Raw genomic sequence first — 19,384 nt, 5'->3', positions numbered from 1 at the left:
CCGACCGAACGTACGGTGATACGGAGATGCTGTGAGCACATTGTTGGAAAGCTACGCCCAAGGACGATGGTTCGCCGCGAGCGACGATGGAACTCCGTTGCTCAGCGCGATCGACGGCATCGAAGTGGCGCGAATTTCGTCGACCGGCCTCGATGTCGCCGGCATGATCGACTACGCGCGCACGGTCGGAGGGACTGCTCTGCGCGCGCTGACGTTCCACGAACGGGCCGCGCTACTCAAGCAGCTCGGGTTGACGCTGATGGCAGGCAAAGACGAGTTCTACGAGATGTCGACGCTGACCGGCGCGACGAAGCGCGACTCGGGCGTCGACATCGACGGCGGCATAGGCACGATGCTCAGCTATGCAAGCAAGGCTCGGCGGGAACTTCCCAACGACACCGTCTTTCTCGACGGCGCGGTCGAGCAGTTGGGAAAGAAGGGCACGTTCCTCGGCCAGCACATCTACACCTCCCGGCGCGGCGTCGCAGTGCAGATCAATGCGTTCAATTTCCCTGTGTGGGGGTTCCTCGAGAAGCTCGCACCCGCCTTTATCGCCGGCGTTCCCACGATCGTGAAACCCGCGAGTCAAACGGCCTATCTCACCGAGTTGGTGTTCCGCCGCATCATCGAAAGCGGGATTCTCCCCGAAGGATCGGTGCAGCTGCTGTGCGGTAGTGCGCGCGGAATCATCGACCACCTCGGTGGCCAGGACTCGGTGGCGTTCACCGGATCGGCCGATACTGCGGCAGCGCTGCGGGCACACCCGAACGTCGTCGGCGAGGGCGTGCACTTCACCGCGGAGGCAGACTCGCTGAATGCGTCGATCCTCGCCGCCGATGTGACGCAGGACGACCCCGAGTTCGATCTGTTCGTCAAGGGTGTCTTCGCCGAGATGACGGTGAAGGCAGGACAGAAGTGCACCGCGATCCGTCGAGTTCTGGTACCGCAGAATCAGGTCGAGCCCGTCATCGAAGCGTTGAAGACGCGGCTCGACAGAGTCGTCGTCGGTGACCCGCGCGACGAAGGCGTCACTATGGGTGCGCTCGCCAGTGTCGACCAGCGCGACGAGGTATTGAAATCGATCCGGGGCCTGACCAAGTCGGCCAAGGTGGTCTACGGCGACCCGGAGAGCGTCGATTCTCGCGTAGGTGCCTTCCTGGGTCCGATCCTGCTGAAGGCGGGGGACAAGACGGCGCCCGAACCGCACGAGATCGAGGCGTTCGGACCGGTCTCGACGGTTATCGGCTATGAGGACACCGAAGACCTCCTCGATCTCGTTGCACGCGGCAAAGGCTCGTTGGTCGCGTCGCTCGTCACCAAGGATGCGGGCATCGCCCGCGACATCGTCCTCGGGTCGGCGCCCTTCCATGGCCGAATCCTGGTGCTCAACAGCGAGAATGCCAAGGAGTCGACGGGGCATGGTTCGCCGCTCCCGGTTCTCGTGCACGGCGGCCCTGGACGTGCAGGCGGAGGTGAAGAACTCGGCGGTATGCGAGGCGTACTACATCACATGCAGCGCACGGCAATCCAAGGCACGCCAGACATCCTCACGGCGGTCGGCAACAAGTGGGTGGCCGGATCTGCACGAAACGTCGGCGAGGTGCATCCGTTCCGTAAGGACCTCGGGCAGTTGGAACTTGGCGACACCATTGTCGGTGGTCCGCGCAAGGTGACGCACGCCGACATCGACCACTTTGCCGAATTCACCGGTGACACGTTCTACGCGCACACCGATCCCGAAGCGGCAGCAGCCAATCCATTGTTCGGCGGCATCGTCGCGCACGGTTATCTGGTCGTTTCCCTCGCTGCCGGCTTGTTCGTCGACCCAGCTCCGGGCCCGGTCCTCGCGAACTTCGGCGTCGACAACCTGCGATTTCTGACTCCCGTCAAGGCAGAGGACTCGTTGACCGTCACGCTGACCGCCAAGCTCATCACACCCCGCCAGAGCGCGGATTACGGCGAGGTCCGTTGGGATGCAGTCGTCGCCAACCAGGACGGAGACCCCGTTGCCACCTACGACGTTCTCACTCTCGTCTCCAAGCCCGAGGTGCACTCATGAGCTTCCGAGTCGCGGTGTGTTACGGAAAACCCGTCGAAGCAATGGCTTTCGATGACTACTACACGAGAGTCCATATCCCGCTGGCCAAGGAAGTCCCCGGACTGACTCGCTTCACGTGGGGCAAAGTAAGTTCGCTGGACGGTTCCGAGCCGCCGTATTACGCCGTGGCGAATCTGTATTTCGCCGACCGGGATTCGCTCGATTCCGGGCTCGCCTCGCCCGAAATGCGAGCGGCAGGCAAGGACGTGCGCAATTTCGCCACCGGCGGAGTCACGATGTTCGTCCAAGAAGAGGTCGAAGTGCAGTGACGTCGCACCGTATCGCGCTCGAGATGTTCGCGGCGGATGCCGCGTCACGCAAATTGGGTATCGAACTGCTCAAGCTGGGTCCCGGTACCGCCAAGATGGCCATGGCGGTCACCGAGGACATGGTGAACGGGCACGGGATCACACACGGCGGTTACGTGTTCCTCTTGGCCGATACGACATTCGCGATGGCCTGCAACAGTCGTGACGACGCGGCTGTTGCGGCCCGCTGCGACATTCGCTATTTACGCCCCACTCGGTCGGGCGATGTACTCGTCGCCCACGCCGTCGAGCGAGCGGCATTCGGGCGTAATGGAATCTACGACGTCACGGTCTCGAGCGGTGACCGTGTCGTCGCGGAGTTTCGCGGCGACAGCCGCCGGATCCCCGGATGGCAAAACGGTGAAGGATAGTTTCGCTCCGCACCTGGGCTCGTAGCCGTCGGAATCACTAGAACGGCGTTGGTGAAGTTGGACTCTTCGCGTCGTAGGGACGAATGTGTTCGTGACGGCTTCCGGCGTCGAGTCCCAGAATCCGCCGGCATGCGAGACCGCTCGAACCCGCTGGGGCACGAGTCGGTATTCCGTCAGGAAGTGCGAATGGGAGTGTGTACGGCTTAGCCAGATTGTCTGTGCCACCTTCGATGGCCTCCTCGACTGCGAGCGGCAGACATTCGGTCTCTCGCCGCGCCTCGCTCGGCATGGCCAGTCGAAGCTTCTCGGGTTGAACTCATTCTTCTCGAGCAGCTGTACTCATCGGAACGATTGGTCGCGGCGTAAATCTGGAAACTGCTCTCGGGGCGAGGTCTTTCCAAGTTGAGGGCCACTTAGAACACTCGAATATAAGAAACGGCCGTACGCGAAGCAGCAACCATTCGTTCAATTGTCTTGGCCAGCAGTGAGGGGACTGATTGGATAAGCATGGATGCGGCTACCAGCATATTGTATTTCTGCTGGTAGCCGCAGCGAAAACGGCCTTTCTATACGTCGATAAGTACTTTGAGTTTATTTCCCTGCCTTAGTTCGTGATAGATATCGACGAGGCTGTCCAGTGGAGCATGTTCTACCCAACCGTCAGCCGTGTAGCTCCCTGCCGCCATGGCAGCAATCACTTTCGAGTAGTCGTCGTCCGAATAGACGATGGATCCGATGATTTCGGTTTCGCTCAACAACAAGCTGGTTGGGTTCAGCGACATCGGCTGTTCATGGATCCCGACAACGACGACTTTGCCGTGTGGCCTCAGCGCCGCGACGCCTGAGGTGATTGCGGCGCCGACTCCGGCGGCGTCGAATACGGCCGACGCACCTGTTCCTGAGCTGAGGTCTCGTGCGATGTCGCCGATATTGTCATGGCGCGGATTGACCACATGTTCGGCACCCAGCTTCTTCAGTGCTCGTCGACGTACATCAGAGGGGTCGCTGACGATTACATCGTGTATTCCCCGGTCACGCAGCGCGAACCACAATCCGATGCCGATCGGGCCCAACCCGGATATCACGGCAACGTCGCCTGGCTTCACACCGCTGCGCGTAACCGCGTGGTACGACACAGCCATTGGCTCGACCAAGGCGCCCATCTCCAGGGAAACCGTCTCGGGTAGCACATGTATCGCGTTTGCATCTACGACGCTGTACTCGGAGAGTCCGCCCGTCGCGGCACTGAGGCCATGAAACGCTAGTTTGCGGCAAACGTTCGATACTCCAGCCGTGCAGGCTGGGCACTGCCCACACGTAAGGGTAGGACGAACTGCGACCCTTGCTCCAATGTTGATGTCCACCCCGTCGCCCACCGCCACGACGGTTCCTGAGAACTCGTGACCAAGTACGATCGGGGCCATCTGGCCGGTCAGTGGATGCGGTTCCGAGGGAATGAACGTCTGACCGGAAAAATACTCGTGCAAGTCCGATCCACACACCCCATTGTGCGCCACCCTTAGTTTGACCTGCCCGTGGGACGGTTCCACATCGGCGATCGATTCGATCCTTATGTCCCCGGGGGCGTAGTACACTGCGCCACGCATGTCAGTTCCTGTTCTGATTCGGCCAGGGTAGCTCTGATGCTCACCAGTGGGCATCAGAGCTACCTTGGATTGGAATTGCGGGCGTCGGGCCCGCATCGGCTTAATAGAAGATTCGGGTGTTCAAAGCTATGTCATTGTTGAGGCAATACTGTTCGTAAAGGTGCACAAAGCTCCAGATGTCCATTGTGTTGTTCAGTGTGTCGTCATCGTTCAAAAATTCAATCGATCCTTCGATTGTGAAATAAATCTCGGTGTTCGGGTAGAGATGCAGAGTGTGGATGGTTCCCGGATTCTCGCGTACGTAGTCCCCGGGCTCTGCAAACCAGTCGTATTCGAAGTAGTGCCACTTGCCTTTGGTCGTCACTGCTGTCACGGCGCCGCGGTGTCGGTGTTTTCCGAGTTGGGCATCTTCGGATGACCGCAGGCCGACGACGAAAGTTCCGCTCCGGTTGTCGGCACGCATCATCTTGAGCTCGAGGGCACCAACCCACGGGAACCAGGGAACCTCGTCGCCTGAGAGATACCGATCTTCCGCGGCGTAGCGTTCCACCACGTCGAGTTCAGCGCGATCGAGGTCGCTGAGGTTGCTCGTGCTTGTAGAAATTGATGTCATGGACGTTCCTAACGTTGGGGGTGCGGTTCTGGGCTGACGGGGCTTGTGTCGACGGTGAGGGCTATCTCCCTCGTCGACCCAAATCATGGTGACGCACATCTCTGTGCGCCCACTCAATTCGTGCGAGATGTGTTCAACGTTTGAACACAATGGGGCGCGATCACTGAGCCGTGCGTTCTACCGATAGCATTCAGGAAGAACTTGGGCGAGGAGGCGATTTGCCATACAGCCACGCGGGCTCAGAAGGTCCGTCCGTACGCGCCGACATACTCGAATCGTGGAGGCGATCCGAGCTCAGTGGTGTCCAGTCGGAGCGACTCGACGTTTTACATGCCGACGCCGACTTCGAGTCGAGTTTTGCTGCTGCCGGGGTTCCGGTGCTTTCGTCGATGACCGATTTGCTGGAAGGAACGTCGACGTCCTTGGCGCTAGCCGATCCGTGTGGCGCAATCATCTGGCGGTGGGAATCCGAATCGGCTGTCACTGCGCTTCTCGACCGTTCCGAATTCGAGTTGGGTTCGCAGCTTGCTGAGCCCGTTGCTGGCACGAACGGTATCGGTTTGGCAATCGCCGATCGTCGACCGGTCCATGTGATCGGCGACGAACACTACAAGCAGGCTTGGCATATGTGGGCGTGCTTTGCCGCACCCGTAACGCACCCCATCACGGGTGAATTCATGGGGCTGGTGAACTTGGCCTGTCGTGTCGAGGATTCGAACCATTTTCTGGCGGTTGCCCTGAGGTCGCTGACGGACGGTATCGGGACTGCTCTGCGCGAAAATGCCAGTCCCCGGGAGCACCGTCTGGTAGATGCTTGCCTCAGGGTGCGGCGAGCCACGAGGCAGCCTGTTATCGCGTTGAACAGAACGATGATGTTGACCGACGACAGGAGCGCGGTCCTGCAATTGGATCGAGTCCGTTTGTGGTCTGCAGTCCTGGATGCCGGACCACAGACACGTCGAATAACTTTGGAAGGTGGCTTGACGGTGGATCTGTATCCGGTGGCCGCCCGTTCACTGTCAGACGGTGTCGTCCTGGTACTCCATCCGTCAGTCGACCTGAGCCGAGCTGTCGAAGACCCAGCTACTCCCGGAGAAGTCTGCGAAAACGGCAGCGGCCGACTCCGGCGCGTCGAAGCGGACCTCGTCCGGTCGGTGCTCCGGGAGTGTCAAGGAAACAAATCGAAGGCTGCAGAAGTCCTCGGGATTTCGCGTGGGACCTTATATCAGAGGATTCGGCAGTACAAGATCGACGGATAGCGCGTTCGAAGATTGAACAACGTGCCGGGGTTTCAGTCATGTTGCGATGTTGTGCCGCATACTTCACGTTCGAAAGGAATAGACCGATTGCAGGAAAGGACCCCATAGTATGTCGACATTTTCCTCAAATCTCTTTGCAGGTAAGACGGCGGTTGTGACTGGCGGAACGTCTGGACTGGGTGCTGAAACAGCGCGCTACTTGGCGGAGTTGGGGGCAAAGGTTTACGCTGTCGGGCTAGGTTCTGACGAAGTGCAGGTGCCGGATCATCTCGACATGGTCACTCGTGAGGTGGATGTCACTGACGACAATCAGCTGCAGTCGCTGTATTCGGAAATCGATTCGCTTGACATCTTGATGCCCGCGGCGGGAATAACCCTCGGTAGTCGTGAACTCGAATGGGAGTCGTTCAACCGAGTTCTCTCAATCCAACTTTCGAGCGTCTACAGGACTATTCAGCTCGGACACGAGCTGTTGGCGAGAAGTAACGGATCCATCATTACGGTTGCTTCGATGTTTTCGTTCTTCGGCGGCGGAACTCGAGCAGCATACTCCGCTGCGAAGGGTGGCATCGTACAGCTGACGCGTTCCCTTGCCGAGGCTTACGCTCCTGACCAGATTCGCGTCAATGCTATAGCGCCGGGGTGGATCGACACACCGTTATTGACGCCTCTAAAAGAGGACGAAGCTCTGAATGAGCGCATTCTTTCTCGAACTCCAATGGGTAGGTACGGAAATCCACGAGAAATAGCAGAGGTAACCGCATTTCTGGCCTCAGACGCGGCGTCTTTCATTACTGGGGTTGTATTGCCGGTCGACGGCGGTTACTTGGTGGCCGGCATTTGACGCCGAACGTCGCGTATCTGCGAGTTCCTATGCAGAATGGCAATGCACTTCTGCAGTGACCGACGTCGAGAGGTCTGGAAGGAGTGCACCCATCGCTCTCTCATGTGGCGTGCAGTGCGGTGCAGTTCCGGTGTTGCCGATTGTGCAGCATGCCTGGCTCTCACCCCTGCCCCCCGAAGGAGCGAGCGCCATCGTCCGTACACGATGGAACGCGCTCCCGATGTGGCCGCGAAACAAGGGGTGCGCTCACGTGACCTACTCGACGCCGGCATCGCCGGCAGCATCATTCTCGAATGCCCTGATGCTGCAGCCAAAACCCAGCAGTTCTGCGACCGAATCGGACTAACCCTCCATCGCGAACTCGCCGTCCTCGCGAGCCATGACCCGCACATGCGGGTCATGGCGCCCGGACAACGGTCTAGCCGACGCGAGAAAATGGACGGTGTCGAAACCTCGGATTCGGTGTCAGCCGGGCAGGCGGACGTAGTCCGAACTCAGGTCGCTTATCGTCGGAACCCCCAGCAGTTGAAGGGTTCTCGTGATGTCCGAACGCAGGATGTCCACGACGCGCTGAACGCCGGCTTCGCCTCCCGCCATCAGTCCGTAGAGGTAGGCGCGACCGATGAACGCGAAGTCGGCACCGGCAGCGTGCGCGGCGACGATGTCGCTCCCGGACACGATGCCGCTGTCTACGTACACCTCGGCGTTCGAGCCCGCCAAGGCCTTCTTCACAGACGGGACGAGCTGCAGAGGTGCAGGTCCCCGGTCCAGCTGGCGTCCACCGTGGCTCGACAGCTGCACTGCGTCAGCGCCGAGTTCCACGGCGCGCACTGCATCGTCGACGGATTGGATGCCTTTCACGACCAAGCGTCCCTTCCAGTCTGCGCGCAGCCATTCCAGATCCTTGAAAGACACTGTGGGATCGAACATGTCGTTGATCAGCTCGGACACCGCACCTGGATACTTGCTCAGGGAGGCGAACGACAGGGGATCGGTCGTGAGGAGGTTGTACAACCATGCAGGCCTGCTCGCGACGTTCACGACGGACTTCAGGCCGAACGCGGGCGGTAACGTCATCCCGTTGCGCACATCGCGCAGACGGGCGCCGCCGACTGCGGTGTCCACCGTCAACACCAGGGTGCGGTAACCCGCGTTCCATGCGCGTTCGATGAGCGCTGCGGACTTGTCGCGTTCCTTCCACAGGTACAGCTGGAACCAACGCTCCGCGTTCGGGGCAGTGTCCCGAACTTCTTCCATCGACACGGTTCCCATGGTGGATAGTGTGAACGGAATGCCACTTCGCGACGCGACGGTGACGCCCGCGTACTCGCCGACATGATGCATCAGCCGCGTCAGCCCGGTGGGTGCGATGCCGAAGGGGAGGTCGGCCGTGAATCCGCCGACGTCGGTTCGCAGATCCACGGTGGACACGTCGCGCAGCACATGCGGAACGAATTCGACGTTCTCGTACATGGAACGCGCGCGCCTGATACCGATTTCCTGTTCGGCCGCGCCGTCGGTGTAGTCGAAAGCGACTGCCGGGGTTCGTTTTCGAGCGATCTCCCGAATGTCCCAGATCGTCAGTGCGCGGTCGAGCCTCGCCTGATTCACGTGCAGGTGCGGACGGCGCAGCTTGACCAGTTCGCGCACCTCCGAGACGACCGGCACCCGACGCTTGATCTTGTACGGTCGCTCCATCAGATTCCCCGTCCCGGGTTCATGATCGACATAGGATCGATGGCCTCCTTGATCTTGTGTTGAATATCGAGAGAGGTGCTTCCGACCTGTCGTTCCAGCCAGGGCAGTTTGAGTTCTCCGACCCCGTGCTCGCCGGTGATCGTCCCGCCGAGATCGAGTGCCGCCGCACAAATGCGTTCGACGGCATCTTCCGCACGTCCGCGCTCGTCGTCGTCGGAGAGGTCCGTGAGCATGAGGATGGGATGCACGTTTCCATCACCGGCGTGCCCGACAGTCGCAATGCGAATTCCGGTATCCTGTGCGATCGTTCGGATGCGGCCCAGCAATGGGGCCAGTCGGGCCCGCGGTACGCCGACGTCCTCGATGATGGAGGGCCCCTGTTCCATGGTGGCCCAGCCGGCGAGCCGACGAGCTTGTACGAGCATCTCCGACTCGATCGGATCGTCGGTTGCGACCGCGACGTCGGCCCCCGCCGCGGACAGAGAGGCGACGATCGCCTCTCCTGCCGCGAGTGCGTCCACCCCGTCGGTCTGTCCGACCACGAGCAACTCGGCGGAACGGTCCAGATCCATGCGCCGATAGTCCTCGACCGCGTTGATCGTTGCGTTGTCCATGATTTCGAACATGCTGGGCGCCGCGCCGCTTGCGAAGACCGCGTTCATCGCCTCCCCTCCGATGCCGAGGTCTGCGAACGAAGCGACGAACGTCGCGGTCGAGACGGGCAGGGGCCGCAATCGCAGCGTGGCCGCTGTGATGATGCCCAGCCCGCCCTCGGACCCGATGAAGAGGTGCGTCAGATCGAGACCGGCGACGTTCTTGACCGTTCTACTTCCGGTGTGCAGAATTCGGCCGTCCGGCAGAACTACCTCGAGACCGAGAACCGAGTTGCGAGTCACGCCATACTTGACGCACCGCATTCCGCCCGCGTTCGTCGCGAGGTTTCCACCGATCGTCGACACTTCGAAACTTCCGGGGTCGGGTGGGTAGAACAGGCCATGGGGCGCCGCCGCCCGACCGACATCGGCGTTCACCACACCGGCCTCGACGACCACCGTCTGATCGAGTGGGTCGATCTCGCGAATGGCGGTCATCTTCTCGAGGCTGACGATCAACGCCCCGTCGAGCGCAGCGGCGCCACCGGACAATCCGGTCCCCGCGCCTCGAGGTACGACGGGCGTCGCATGCGCCGTCGCCCACCGCAGCACCACAGACACTTCCTCGACGGTTCGTGGACGAACCAGGGCCAACGGCGTGCCCGGCCGAATCAGATCGGCACTGTCGGCACGGTAGCCGTCGATCGTGCTCGGGTCGGTGACCACCACGCCGTCGGGGAGAGCTGACCGGAGTCGATCCAGGTCTGCCGAGGTCGCCGCTTTCACGTAGGTCATGGTTGCTCGAACGAGGTCGTGACCTCGATGAGGACAGGAGCACGATCGGAGAGAGCGGATTCGAAAGCGGCAGTGAACTGCTCGCGAGAGTTGACCGATATCGCCGGAAGGCCGTATCCCTCTGCAATTTTCACGAAATCGATCCCCGGCACGTCCAACCCTGGGGTTTCGCCGGTTCGGAGGAGAGCGCCGAAACCTCGCAGCGCGCCGTACGTTCCGTTCTTGAGTATGACGAACACGACGGGGATCTCGTACTGCGCGGCGCTCCAGAGCGCCGTAATGCCGTAGTTCGCGGAGCCGTCACCGACCAGGGCAACGACCGGGCGCTCGTGAGCAAGAGCCACTCCGACCGCCGCCGGCAGTCCGAATCCCAGTCCACCGGAGGCTGGGAAGTAGTAGCTGCCCTGCTCGGTCAAGTCCATCTGCGACCAGAAGGCAGCCGAGGTGGACGTCGATTCGTTCACGTACACAGTATCTTTCGGCGCGGATTCGCGGATGGTAGCGAACAGCTCATCGGGACTCATCGCGCCGACGCCGGTGGAGGGTGTAGGGAAGGGGGTGACCGCTTCGAATTGTCGGTCGCGTTGCGCAACTCGGTCGGCGAGGTGCTTCACCGTGGACAGGATCGGAGCAACGAACGCGTCTCCCATCGGTGCGCGAGCGGCTTCGCCCGGGTCGTCGGTGATATGAATCAGCTCGGCGCCCTCGGGTAGATAGTTGCCCGGAATGTACTGGTGGTAGCGGAATACCGGAGCGCCGATGACTACGATCAAGTCGTGTTCTGCCACAGTGCGCGACAGTTCACCGATTCCCGCTGGCAGGACACCACGGAACGCAGGGTGTCTCGTGGGGAACGGGCACCGGGACGGCGACGGTGCGATCCACACCGGCGCGCCGAGCTTCTCGGCCAATGCCACGGTATCTGTGTTCGCTTGCTCTGCGTCCACCGCAGGACCCAGCACCAACACCGGGTTTCTCGATGCATCGATTCGCGCGGCCAGCCGGACGAGCTGTTCCGCGCCGATTTCGTTCGCTGCCTCGGCGGAGCGCGAAACGACGTGAGCTGCACTTTCGGGAGCCTCGTGCGCCCAGTCGTCGTAGGGGACCGAGACGTACACCGGGCCTCTGGCGGGCAGGAGTGCAGTGTGTATGGCCTGGCTCATCACACGAGGCACATCTTCCGGGCACGACGGTTCGGCGCTCCATTTGACCAACGGCTTCGGAAGCGTGCCGGCATCGACATTCGCCAACATCACTTCCTGTCCGATCGTCGACCGAACTTGTTGCCCGGCCGTCACGACGAGCGGACTGTGTGAATAGATCGCGTTGGTCAACGCGCCCATGGCATTTCCGGACCCTGAAGCGGCGTGCAGGTTGATGAGAGCGGCTCCACCCGAGGCGAGGGCGAAGCCGTCGGCCATACCCATCACGACGCCTTCGTGAAGGCCGAGCACATAGCGGAAGTCGGATGGCATTCCCGACAGGAACGGAAGTTCGTTCGAGCCCGGATTGCCGAAAATGGTGGTCAATCCGCGTGCGCGAAGTAGGTCGTACGTCAGTTCGCTGACGGTAGCCATCATGCTCCTCAGGTCGCCGGATGGGTGGTCGAGGGGTCGAGTGTGATCCTCGATGCCGTTTGCGCAACGCTAACGAGACGCCCAACGTAAATCCAATGAATGATCGCTATGTCCACATAGACACAGTCTATGATTCGGTATGGCCGATATCGACTTGAATCTCATACGCACGTTCGTGCTGCTGTATCAGACCAGGAGCGTCACTGCGGCCGCAGGAGTACTGTCTGTGACCCAGCCATCGGTCAGCCACGGTTTGAAACGTCTGCGAAAACACTTCGCAGACGACTTGTTCGAGCGATCGCCTTCCGGGCTGGAGCCGACACAGGTCGCGACGCGACTCTATCCGGACTTTCAGCAGGCACTCGAGGTGATCGACTCGGCGTCACGAGCTGTATCGACGTTCGATCCTGCGACCTCGACGCGAGCATTTCGTCTACTCGCAACGGATCTCGGTGAAGTCGCGTTTCTCCCCGCGATCGTCGAACGCCTACGCCACGTGGCACCCGCCGTGCGACTGGAAGTCGCCCCCTTGGACTTCGCGACGGTCGAGTCCGATCTGCGTCAAAATCATGCCGACGCTGCGATTTTCACTCCGCGTGTAACTGCTCCGGATCTGCGCCGCGACGTGTTGCTGCGGGACGAGTACGTCGGTTTGTGCGCGGCCGAGCATGAGGGCTTCGGTGATCCGCCGAGCATGGTCGAGTTCTCCGCTGCGCGACATGTCGCTGTAACGGACAGTAGCGGTCACGTGGAGGTCGATCGCGCGCTGGCGGATTTCGGCCTGCCTCGCGACATCGCCCTGCAGGTGCCTCACTTCTCCGCTCTACCGCGCATCGTGGAACGGAGCGACCTCGTCGCCGTCGTTCCGCAATCGGTTTCGGGGTGGTTCTGCCGATTGGCAAACGTGCGGGTGTTCCCGTTGCCGTTCGACGTGCGGTCCGTCGAAATCTCTCTCTACACCCATCGCCGGTTGCTCCCGTCGCCGTCCGCCGAGTGGTTCCGAGAAGTCATCTGCAATTCTCTCGGACAACCCGCGAACTGACTCCAGCCAGCCTCATCACGTCTTGACGTGGGCTGCAATCGAATCGACGGCGATACGCGCGGGTGAACGTCGCAGAGTCCTGGAAGCCGCAACGGTGAGCGATCGATGCGATCGTGTCCTGCCCCGAGGACGGTTGCGACAGCCTCGTGCGAGCCAACTCGAGTCGTGCGTTCCGTATGTACGTCGCCGGTGAGGCACCGTTCTCGGCGAATACCGAGTACACGTACCGCAACGAAACGCCGAACGTCGTGGCCATGAACTCCGGGGTCAACCGGTGGTCGACCAGATTGTCCGCAACGAATTTCGCGAACGATGCGAATCGAGTGTCACGTCCCGGGGCGGTCGGCATGCGGTCGTGACTGAACACCTCACGGATCAATTCCATCAGCGACCATTGGATCGCAGGAGAAACGTCCCCGGTTGCTCCACGGGTCAGTTCGTTCGTCATCGCGGTGATGACACGCAACTGTGTCGAATCCGGGATCAGACGCGCACACAAACGCTTCGAATCTGCTTCACCGTGGCCGATGAGCGATCGTGGGAACTGCAGCACGGTCTCGTGCAAATTCAGCGAGAAGGCGAACGGCAGCCTGTTCATGTCGCAGGCGATCATCGACGACGGCGGTGACGTGATCGCCGTGCGACGCAAATTGAAGCCGACGCACGTGGAGCGGAGCATTTTCGGCGAGGGCGACGGGAGCGATGTGCGGGTGCACAAGACGTCGCTGGGCAACCTCGGGGCCCTCAACTGTGCCGAACACATACAACCTCTCACCAAGTACGCGATGTACAGCATGAGCGAACAGATTCACGTCGCGAGCTGGCCGAGCTTCTCCATCTACCGAGGTGCCGCGCAGGCCCTGAGTGCCGAGGTCAACAACGCAGCGTCGCTGATCTACGCAGTGGAGGGGCAGACCTTCGTACTCGCACCGTGCGCGTTGGTTGGGCAGGCAGGCCTCGAACTGTTCTGCGACACCGAGCACAAGCGGCAACTGCTGCAGAAGGGCGGAGGGTTCACGCAGATCTACGGACCCGAAGGCAGCACGCTGGCGCAGCCCCTCGACGAGACCGAGGAAGGAATCATGTACGCAGACCTCGATTTCGATATGCTGGACATCGCCAAGAACGCGTACGCCCAGTCGGGCACTACTCCCGTCCCGACGTATTCCGTCTGATGTTCAACTCGGCACCCAATCCGTGGGTCACACGCATCGGTGACGACGCAACCGCGATCGCACCGGATGCGTCGGTCATCCGAACCGACAGCTCGGAGGACGACACCGTCTGATCCCCGGTGGCCGGCCCAGCATCGACGCCGTACACGTCGGATTGATAAGTGCCCCTTATCGACGACGCCCGGGGTCGATACTGGGCATTCCCCCCGTGTGACGGTGCGCACAATGATGGAGAGTTGTGCTCCGATGCACCGCGATGTATGTAGCAGCGCTCGTCGAGGCGGTGCGTCGAAGGCAATCGGCCGCCCTACAGCCCACGCGTCCGAGTCGTCCCGGACGCATACATCGAGAATGGGACCATCATGAACTCACCGATCGACGGTGCCGTCACCAAGACGAGAGGGCCGGGTCTTTCCGCCCGCGGCGTTCTCGTATTGTGCTTGCTCACAGTAGTTTTCGAGGGATACGACATGGTCGCCTACGGTGCGGCTCTGCCTGCCATGTTCGACGATCCACAGTGGAACCTCGACGCTGCGCACGCCGGCGTGATCGGAAGTTACGGTCTGATCGGAATGCTCGTCGGTTCGCTCATCACCGGTGCGCTGGCGGATCTCATCGGTCGCCGGTGGTTGACGATCGTGTCCACCGGTTGGTTTTCCGGCTGGATGGGCGTCTGCGCTCTTGCTCCGAACATGACGGTTTTCGGATTCGGTCGCTTCATGGTCGGCGTCGGTGTGGGCGCCGTGATTCCGCTTGCGGCTGCACTGGCCGTCGAGTTCGCCCCCAAGGGCAAAGAACACCGGTACAGCGCAGGTGTCTGGGCGGGCTTCCCCGCGGGTGGCGTGTTGGCGTCGTTGGTGTCGCTGGTGCTGCTCGACCCCTTCGGTGCGCGAGCGATGTTCTGGATCGGTCTCGTTCCCCTGTTCTTCTTCGTGCCGTTCATGATCCGTTATCTCCCCGAGTCGCCGGCATGGCTACTGGCCAAGGGGCGCGTCGAGGAAGCCAATCGAATCGCCGAAGAGGCGGGGATCGATCGACCCGAGCCGCCCGCGCTCGGCGAAAAGGTCGGCCCCAAGGCGTTGTTCACGCGGAACGCCTGGGTTGCCTCCTTGTTGCTCGGTTTGCTGAGCGCGTGTGGTCTGCTGCTCACTTACGCTCTGAACACGTGGTTGCCGAAACTCATGCAGTCGTCCGGTTTCGGAATCGACTCGGCGTTGACCTTCCTGCTCGTCCTCAATGCCGGCGCAATCGTGGTGCCGCTCATCGCCTCTCGGGCGTCGGACCGAATCGGACCACAGATCGTCACCGCCTGCGCCTTCGGCGCGGCAGCCATCTCGATCGTCTTGATCAGTCTCGACGTCCCGTCGGTGTTGCTGTACGTGCTGACGTTCGTCGCCGGCGCAGGAACCATCGGCGCCCAGGTGCTGGTCTACGGGTTCGCCGCCGCGCACTACCCGGCATCGAGTCGTGCGGCGGGAACCGCGTGGGTGGCGTCGATCGGCCGAGTCGGCGGTATCGCCGGACCCAGCCTCGTCGGTCTGATCGTGGCGGGTGGCGCGGGAGTGGAGGTCAACTTCTACGTTTTCGCAGCCATTGCTGTCATCGGATCGGTTGCGGCACTCTTGGTTCCGCGTAAGAAGTCCGCCGCTCGCCCGAGCGTCCCCTCTGCGCCCGACAGGTCGTTCGTTCACGACTGATCCTCACGCAGGCCTCGAACCGCACATCAGCCGAGCCGGACCTTAGTCCGTCTCGGCTGATGCGTGTGTGAAATGCTGTCGTTGGAGAACGGTTCTCGTTACCTGTTCGTGAGTTCGGCTGTCGTCGATCGGAAACTGCGAACGTCACGACGGCGCCCACGAGAGCGACACCCGTGGAGATGTAGAACGCGACGGCAGGCGAAACTCCGGCGTCTTCTAGGAATCCACCGATCAACGTGCCGAAGATTCCTCCGAGTCGGCCGAAGCCGGCGCACCACGCAACACCGACAGCGCGAGCCTTCGTCGGGTCGTAGTTGGACACGAATCCGCAGATCAACACCTGCGTTCCGATGGCGGCGCCCACTCCCGCGCCGGCCACAGCGAGCAGCAGCATGGCAAACGGAAACTGGGCCGTCAGAACTGTCAGAGACAGTGTCGCCAGACCGAACGTCGCCGCGATGATCTTCTTTGGGTGTCGACGATCGGCGACCCGTGACGCGATGAGCCCGCCGACAATGGCACTGGGTGGGTTCCGGAGCCGGATAGGAGATTTCGGTCTTGCGGCGCACTTCCTCGGCCTCCTCCAGTCAGCCGGTGGCGACCAGCCAGTCGAGGTGACCCCGGCATCCGAACCAACGCAAGCGGTAGAAGGAGCACGAGGGGGAGGGCTCCGAGCCCGAACAAGCCCGCACGAGGTCTTGACCCGGTGACAAATTCTCGAGCGTCCGGTCCTGATGACGCACCGAGGTCCGACGCATCTCTGTCCCGGCACAACAAAAAACCCAGACCACCTAGTCGGGTGGCCTGGGTTTCGATGGTTCGGGTTACGGAGTGAATCAGAACGGGAACGGGTGAGCCTGCTCACGCGAGGTGACCCACTGCCATTCGGTGAACTCGTCCCAGCTGCTCTGAGTGCCGAATCGAGATCCGTTGCCCGAGGCGCCGGTTCCGCCGAACGGTGCGTAGGCGTCGTTGTTGAGCGTCTGGTCGTTGATGTGCACGATGCCGGTGCGCAGTCGGTCCGCGATGTGACGTCCACGATCGACGGATCCGGTCTGGATGGCGGCGACGAGGCCGTATTCGGTGTCGTTGGCGACCGCGACAGCCTCTTCCTCGTCGCGTACGACGACCACCGGTGCAACCGGGCCGAAGATCTCCTCACGGAACGCGGCCATCGAGGTGGTGACGCCGCCGAGAACGGTGGGCTCGAAGAACAAGCCGCGGTGGTTACCGCCAGCCCGGACCTCGGCGCCCGCTGCGACGGTCTCGGACACGATCCGGTCGACGTTCTTCAACTGGCTTTCGTTGATGAGCGGACCCAGTGCGACCTGCTCGGTGAAGGGGTCGCCGACGGGAAGGTTCTTGGCACGATTCGCCAGCAGGTCGAGGTACTGATCTGCCACCGACTCGAGCACGATGTGTCGGCCGGCAGTCATGCACACCTGGCCCTGGTGCAGGAACGCTCCCCACGCACCCGCGGAACTGGCGGTCTCGAGATCGGCGTCGTCGAGAACGATGAGAGCGTTGTTGCCGCCCAATTCGAGCGAGACGCGCTTGAGTGTGCGGCCCGCAGCCTCGCCGACCTTGCGTCCGACCGCCGTCGAGCCGGTGAACGAGACCATGCCGATACCGGGGTGCTCAGCAACGGCGGCGCCGGGCTCGGCATCACCGGGGAGGACGTGGAACAGGCCGTCGGGAAGTCCCGCCTCTTCGAACAGGCGCGCGAACAGGACGCCGCCGGCGACGGACGTCTGTACGTCCGGCTTGAGGATGACGGCGTTTCCGAGCGCCAGAGCGGGAGCCACCGCGCGGATGGACAGGATTTGCGGGAAGTTCCACGGGCTGATGACGCCGACGACGCCCAAGGGAACCCGTCGGCCGATGCTCTCGCGTCCCGCCTCGCTGGTGGGAAGAAGGTGGCCGTACGGCTGAGTGGGCAGCGCAGCAGCTTCCCACAGCTCACCGAGAACGAGGTCGACCTCGAACGCAGCCTTCCCCGGCACGCCGCCGCCTTCACGGATCAGCCACTCTTCGAACTCGCCTCGGTGCTGCTCCAACAGCTTGGCGATGTCGCGGATCTTGGCTGCGCGCTGCGGTCCCGGAAGGGCGGCCCATGCGGGCTGCGCCTCACGTGCGCGCGACACTGCCTCGTCGACGTCCTGTGCGTTGGCAAGACCGATTTCTCCGAGTGTTGCGCCCGTGGCGGGCTCAACGGTGGTTGTAGTTCCTCCGCCACCGGTGCGCCAACCGTCGCTGTAGATGCGACCGTGCCAGTCGCTGCCCAGAAGAGTTGTACTCATGGTGATCGATACCTTTCGTCGTGATTCGTGCCCGGGTGCCCGCAGCTTGTGATGGGGGGCACATCCGTTGTCATCGAGTATGTGAGAGGTTTCGCCGCTGCAGTTGACTAATCACGCCCGGGTTCGTGTCAGATTCCGCCAGACATTCGACCGGCGGCTTCACGATCGGCGGATGGACTCACTCCGAAACGCTGCTTGTACAGTCTGCTGAAGTGCGCGGCGTCGTTCAGACACCAGCGGGCCGCCACCGCTCCGACGTTGGTATGCATCGACCTCGGGTCCAGTAGGTCCCGGCGTGCCGCGTCCAACCGCAGCTCGCGAATGGCAGTCGTGACGCTACGAGATTCGGACTCGAACAGTCGATCGAGTGTCCGTGGCGAAATGCCGTGTGCCGACGCCACATTGGCATGTGTCAAGTGCGGGTCGCTCAGATTTCGTCGAATGTGGTCGAGGATCGACAGACGTTGCGCGACGGCATCGGACTGTGAATCGGCGGGCTCGACCGGGGCGACGGCACTCGACAGTAGATGCAGGCCTGCCTCTGCAAAACGTAATTCAGCACTGCCACGCCGAGATTGGGCGTTCGGCTGGTCCAGTGCGGAGGTCATGAAGTACGAGAGGACGGATCCCGCTCCGGTCGAGGCATCGTGAACTCGGTTCATGACACCGTTCAACCAACGGTGCGGAAGTTGTAGTGCAGAAGGCGGAAACACCATCACCGAGCATTCCCAGTCGCCCTCCAAGCGAAGGTCGTACGCGCGGCCGGTGTCGTAGATGCCCAATTGACCGGGCTCGATGACGAGTTCCCGGTCATCCTGATGCACGATCGCACGTCCCCGCACCTGCCGACACAACTTGAGTGCCTCGGTGGGGGACGTGCGAACGTTGTGCTTGCTGCGGCGGACGATCTGCGGAGTTCCGGTCACCCGGAAGATCCGCAGATCGCCCATGTCCGAGCTGTCGATGTGACCCGTCATCGGGTCGAGCGACGAATCGATCCTCTCGGGGTGCAATCCCGCGAAGGTCGAGCCAAGTTCGGTGCGCCACTCCTCGCCCACGGAATCGGAGGAACGGGGTGAGAACAAGGCGGCGGACACGCAGGGCCTCCTACGACGGTCAGGGTGCGTTGATGTCTGAAGGGTGCACCGACAAGGGTGTCACATCGATGGTCATGTACGGGAACAACGGCAGGTTCCAGAGAATCTCGTGCAGGCGGTCGTTGTCCCGGACGTCGAAGATACTGAGATTCGAGTACTGGCCGACGAGTCGCCAGATGCTCACCCATTCCCCGCTTCGTTGGAGGTCCTGCGAGTACGCCTTCTCCCGAGCCAGGGTGTCGGAGCGAACCGAGGGGTCCAGATCGGTGGGGATGGCAACGTCCATCTTCACTGCGAAGAGCATGGATGA

Annotated in this window: 17 protein-coding genes and 1 pseudogene; 8 read left to right on the top strand and 10 right to left on the bottom strand. The window is 61.9% G+C overall.

The features are described from left to right. Window positions 1-31 precede the first annotated feature (31 nt). From paaZ to paaI, 3 genes are read left to right on the top strand one after another with little or no spacing between them, the layout of a single operon-like run. On the top strand, window positions 32-2,059 hold the full coding sequence (gene paaZ, locus HQ354_RS14725; RefSeq protein WP_222635074.1) for a phenylacetic acid degradation bifunctional protein PaaZ: 2,028 nt from the start codon (window positions 32-34) through the stop codon (window positions 2,057-2,059). After that, on the top strand, window positions 2,056-2,367 hold the full coding sequence (locus tag HQ354_RS14720; protein WP_222635075.1) for an EthD family reductase: 312 nt from the start codon (window positions 2,056-2,058) through the stop codon (window positions 2,365-2,367). Before paaZ ends, HQ354_RS14720 begins: the two co-directional genes overlap by 4 nt. Before the next feature lie 23 nt (window positions 2,368-2,390). Continuing rightward, window positions 2,391-2,777, top strand: coding sequence for a hydroxyphenylacetyl-CoA thioesterase PaaI (paaI, locus tag HQ354_RS14715; RefSeq protein WP_222635111.1), 387 nt, complete (start codon window positions 2,391-2,393; stop codon window positions 2,775-2,777). Between the two features lie 566 nt (window positions 2,778-3,343). Here paaI and HQ354_RS14710 read toward each other — a convergent pair. Together HQ354_RS14710 and HQ354_RS14705 are read right to left on the bottom strand one after the other, a co-directional pair. Then, the gene (locus HQ354_RS14710) at window positions 3,344-4,384 is read right to left on the bottom strand and encodes a 2,3-butanediol dehydrogenase (protein WP_222635076.1); all 1,041 of its coding nucleotides are present in this window, start codon (window positions 4,382-4,384) and stop codon (window positions 3,344-3,346) included. A 100-nt stretch (window positions 4,385-4,484) separates the two neighbouring features. After that, on the bottom strand, window positions 4,485-4,997 hold the full coding sequence (locus HQ354_RS14705) for a 2,4'-dihydroxyacetophenone dioxygenase family protein (RefSeq protein ID WP_222635077.1): 513 nt from the start codon (window positions 4,995-4,997) through the stop codon (window positions 4,485-4,487). A 389-nt stretch (window positions 4,998-5,386) separates the two neighbouring features. Here HQ354_RS14705 and HQ354_RS14700 point away from each other — a divergent pair, with 389 nt between their 5' ends. Both HQ354_RS14700 and HQ354_RS14695 read left to right on the top strand, forming a co-directional pair. After that, the gene (locus tag HQ354_RS14700) at window positions 5,387-6,256 is read left to right on the top strand and encodes a helix-turn-helix domain-containing protein (protein WP_222635078.1); all 870 of its coding nucleotides are present in this window, start codon (window positions 5,387-5,389) and stop codon (window positions 6,254-6,256) included. A 109-nt stretch (window positions 6,257-6,365) separates the two neighbouring features. Beyond that, window positions 6,366-7,100, top strand: coding sequence for an SDR family NAD(P)-dependent oxidoreductase (locus HQ354_RS14695; RefSeq protein ID WP_222635079.1), 735 nt, complete (start codon window positions 6,366-6,368; stop codon window positions 7,098-7,100). Window positions 7,101-7,565: 465 nt separating this feature from the next. Here HQ354_RS14695 and HQ354_RS14690 read toward each other — a convergent pair whose 3' ends face one another. Genes HQ354_RS14690 through mdlC form a run of 3 tightly spaced genes read right to left on the bottom strand, consistent with a single transcriptional unit; the run spans window position 7,566 to window position 11,763 of the window. Beyond that, entirely contained in the window at window positions 7,566-8,798 is a 1,233-nt protein-coding gene (locus HQ354_RS14690) for an alpha-hydroxy acid oxidase (protein ID WP_222635080.1), read from the bottom strand. Next, window positions 8,798-10,186 carry an FAD-binding oxidoreductase gene (locus HQ354_RS14685; protein ID WP_222635081.1) on the bottom strand — a complete coding sequence of 463 codons (1,389 nt, stop codon included), beginning with the start codon at window positions 10,184-10,186 and terminating at the stop codon, window positions 8,798-8,800. Before HQ354_RS14685 ends, HQ354_RS14690 begins: the two co-directional genes overlap by 1 nt. Next, on the bottom strand, window positions 10,183-11,763 hold the full coding sequence (mdlC, locus tag HQ354_RS14680; protein WP_222635082.1) for a benzoylformate decarboxylase: 1,581 nt from the start codon (window positions 11,761-11,763) through the stop codon (window positions 10,183-10,185). Before mdlC ends, HQ354_RS14685 begins: the two co-directional genes overlap by 4 nt. Before the next feature lie 139 nt (window positions 11,764-11,902). On the opposite strand from mdlC, the gene HQ354_RS14675 reads away from it, so the two are divergent. Next, window positions 11,903-12,805 carry a LysR family transcriptional regulator gene (locus HQ354_RS14675; RefSeq protein WP_222635083.1) on the top strand — a complete coding sequence of 301 codons (903 nt, stop codon included), beginning with the start codon at window positions 11,903-11,905 and terminating at the stop codon, window positions 12,803-12,805. On the opposite strand, the gene HQ354_RS26025 is transcribed toward HQ354_RS14675, so the two are convergent. Continuing rightward, window positions 12,771-13,061, bottom strand: a complete 291-nt coding sequence (locus tag HQ354_RS26025) for a helix-turn-helix transcriptional regulator (protein ID WP_374107374.1) — start codon at window positions 13,059-13,061, stop codon at window positions 12,771-12,773. The genes HQ354_RS14675 and HQ354_RS26025 overlap by 35 nt on opposite strands. 271 nt (window positions 13,062-13,332) lie before the next feature. On the opposite strand from HQ354_RS26025, the gene HQ354_RS14665 reads away from it, so the two are divergent. Continuing rightward, the gene (locus HQ354_RS14665) at window positions 13,333-13,980 is read left to right on the top strand and encodes a nitrilase-related carbon-nitrogen hydrolase (RefSeq protein WP_261768796.1); all 648 of its coding nucleotides are present in this window, start codon (window positions 13,333-13,335) and stop codon (window positions 13,978-13,980) included. A 362-nt stretch (window positions 13,981-14,342) separates the two neighbouring features. Beyond that, window positions 14,343-15,677, top strand: coding sequence for an MFS transporter (locus tag HQ354_RS14660; protein WP_222635085.1), 1,335 nt, complete (start codon window positions 14,343-14,345; stop codon window positions 15,675-15,677). On the opposite strand, the pseudogene HQ354_RS25915 reads toward HQ354_RS14660, so the two are convergent. From HQ354_RS25915 to catC, 4 genes and pseudogenes are all read right to left on the bottom strand, one after another. Continuing rightward, window positions 15,580-16,197, bottom strand: a pseudogene (locus tag HQ354_RS25915) (MFS transporter); the annotation flags it as partial. The gene HQ354_RS14660 and the pseudogene HQ354_RS25915 overlap by 98 nt on opposite strands. Window positions 16,198-16,513: 316 nt before the next feature. Further along, the gene (locus tag HQ354_RS14650; RefSeq protein WP_222635086.1) at window positions 16,514-17,977 is read right to left on the bottom strand and encodes a benzaldehyde dehydrogenase; all 1,464 of its coding nucleotides are present in this window, start codon (window positions 17,975-17,977) and stop codon (window positions 16,514-16,516) included. A 128-nt stretch (window positions 17,978-18,105) separates the two neighbouring features. After that, on the bottom strand, window positions 18,106-19,074 hold the full coding sequence (locus HQ354_RS14645; protein WP_222635087.1) for a helix-turn-helix domain-containing protein: 969 nt from the start codon (window positions 19,072-19,074) through the stop codon (window positions 18,106-18,108). 19 nt (window positions 19,075-19,093) lie between these two features. Then, on the bottom strand, window positions 19,094-19,378 hold the full coding sequence (gene catC, locus HQ354_RS14640; RefSeq protein ID WP_222635088.1) for a muconolactone Delta-isomerase: 285 nt from the start codon (window positions 19,376-19,378) through the stop codon (window positions 19,094-19,096). Window positions 19,379-19,384 lie beyond the last annotated feature (6 nt).

The sequence above is a fragment of the Rhodococcus sp. BP-261 genome (assembly GCF_019835205.1).
In the GTDB taxonomy this organism is placed as follows: Bacteria; Actinomycetota; Actinomycetes; order Mycobacteriales; family Mycobacteriaceae; genus Rhodococcoides; species Rhodococcoides kyotonensis_B.
This window is presented reverse-complemented; position numbering and strand designations above follow the sequence as displayed.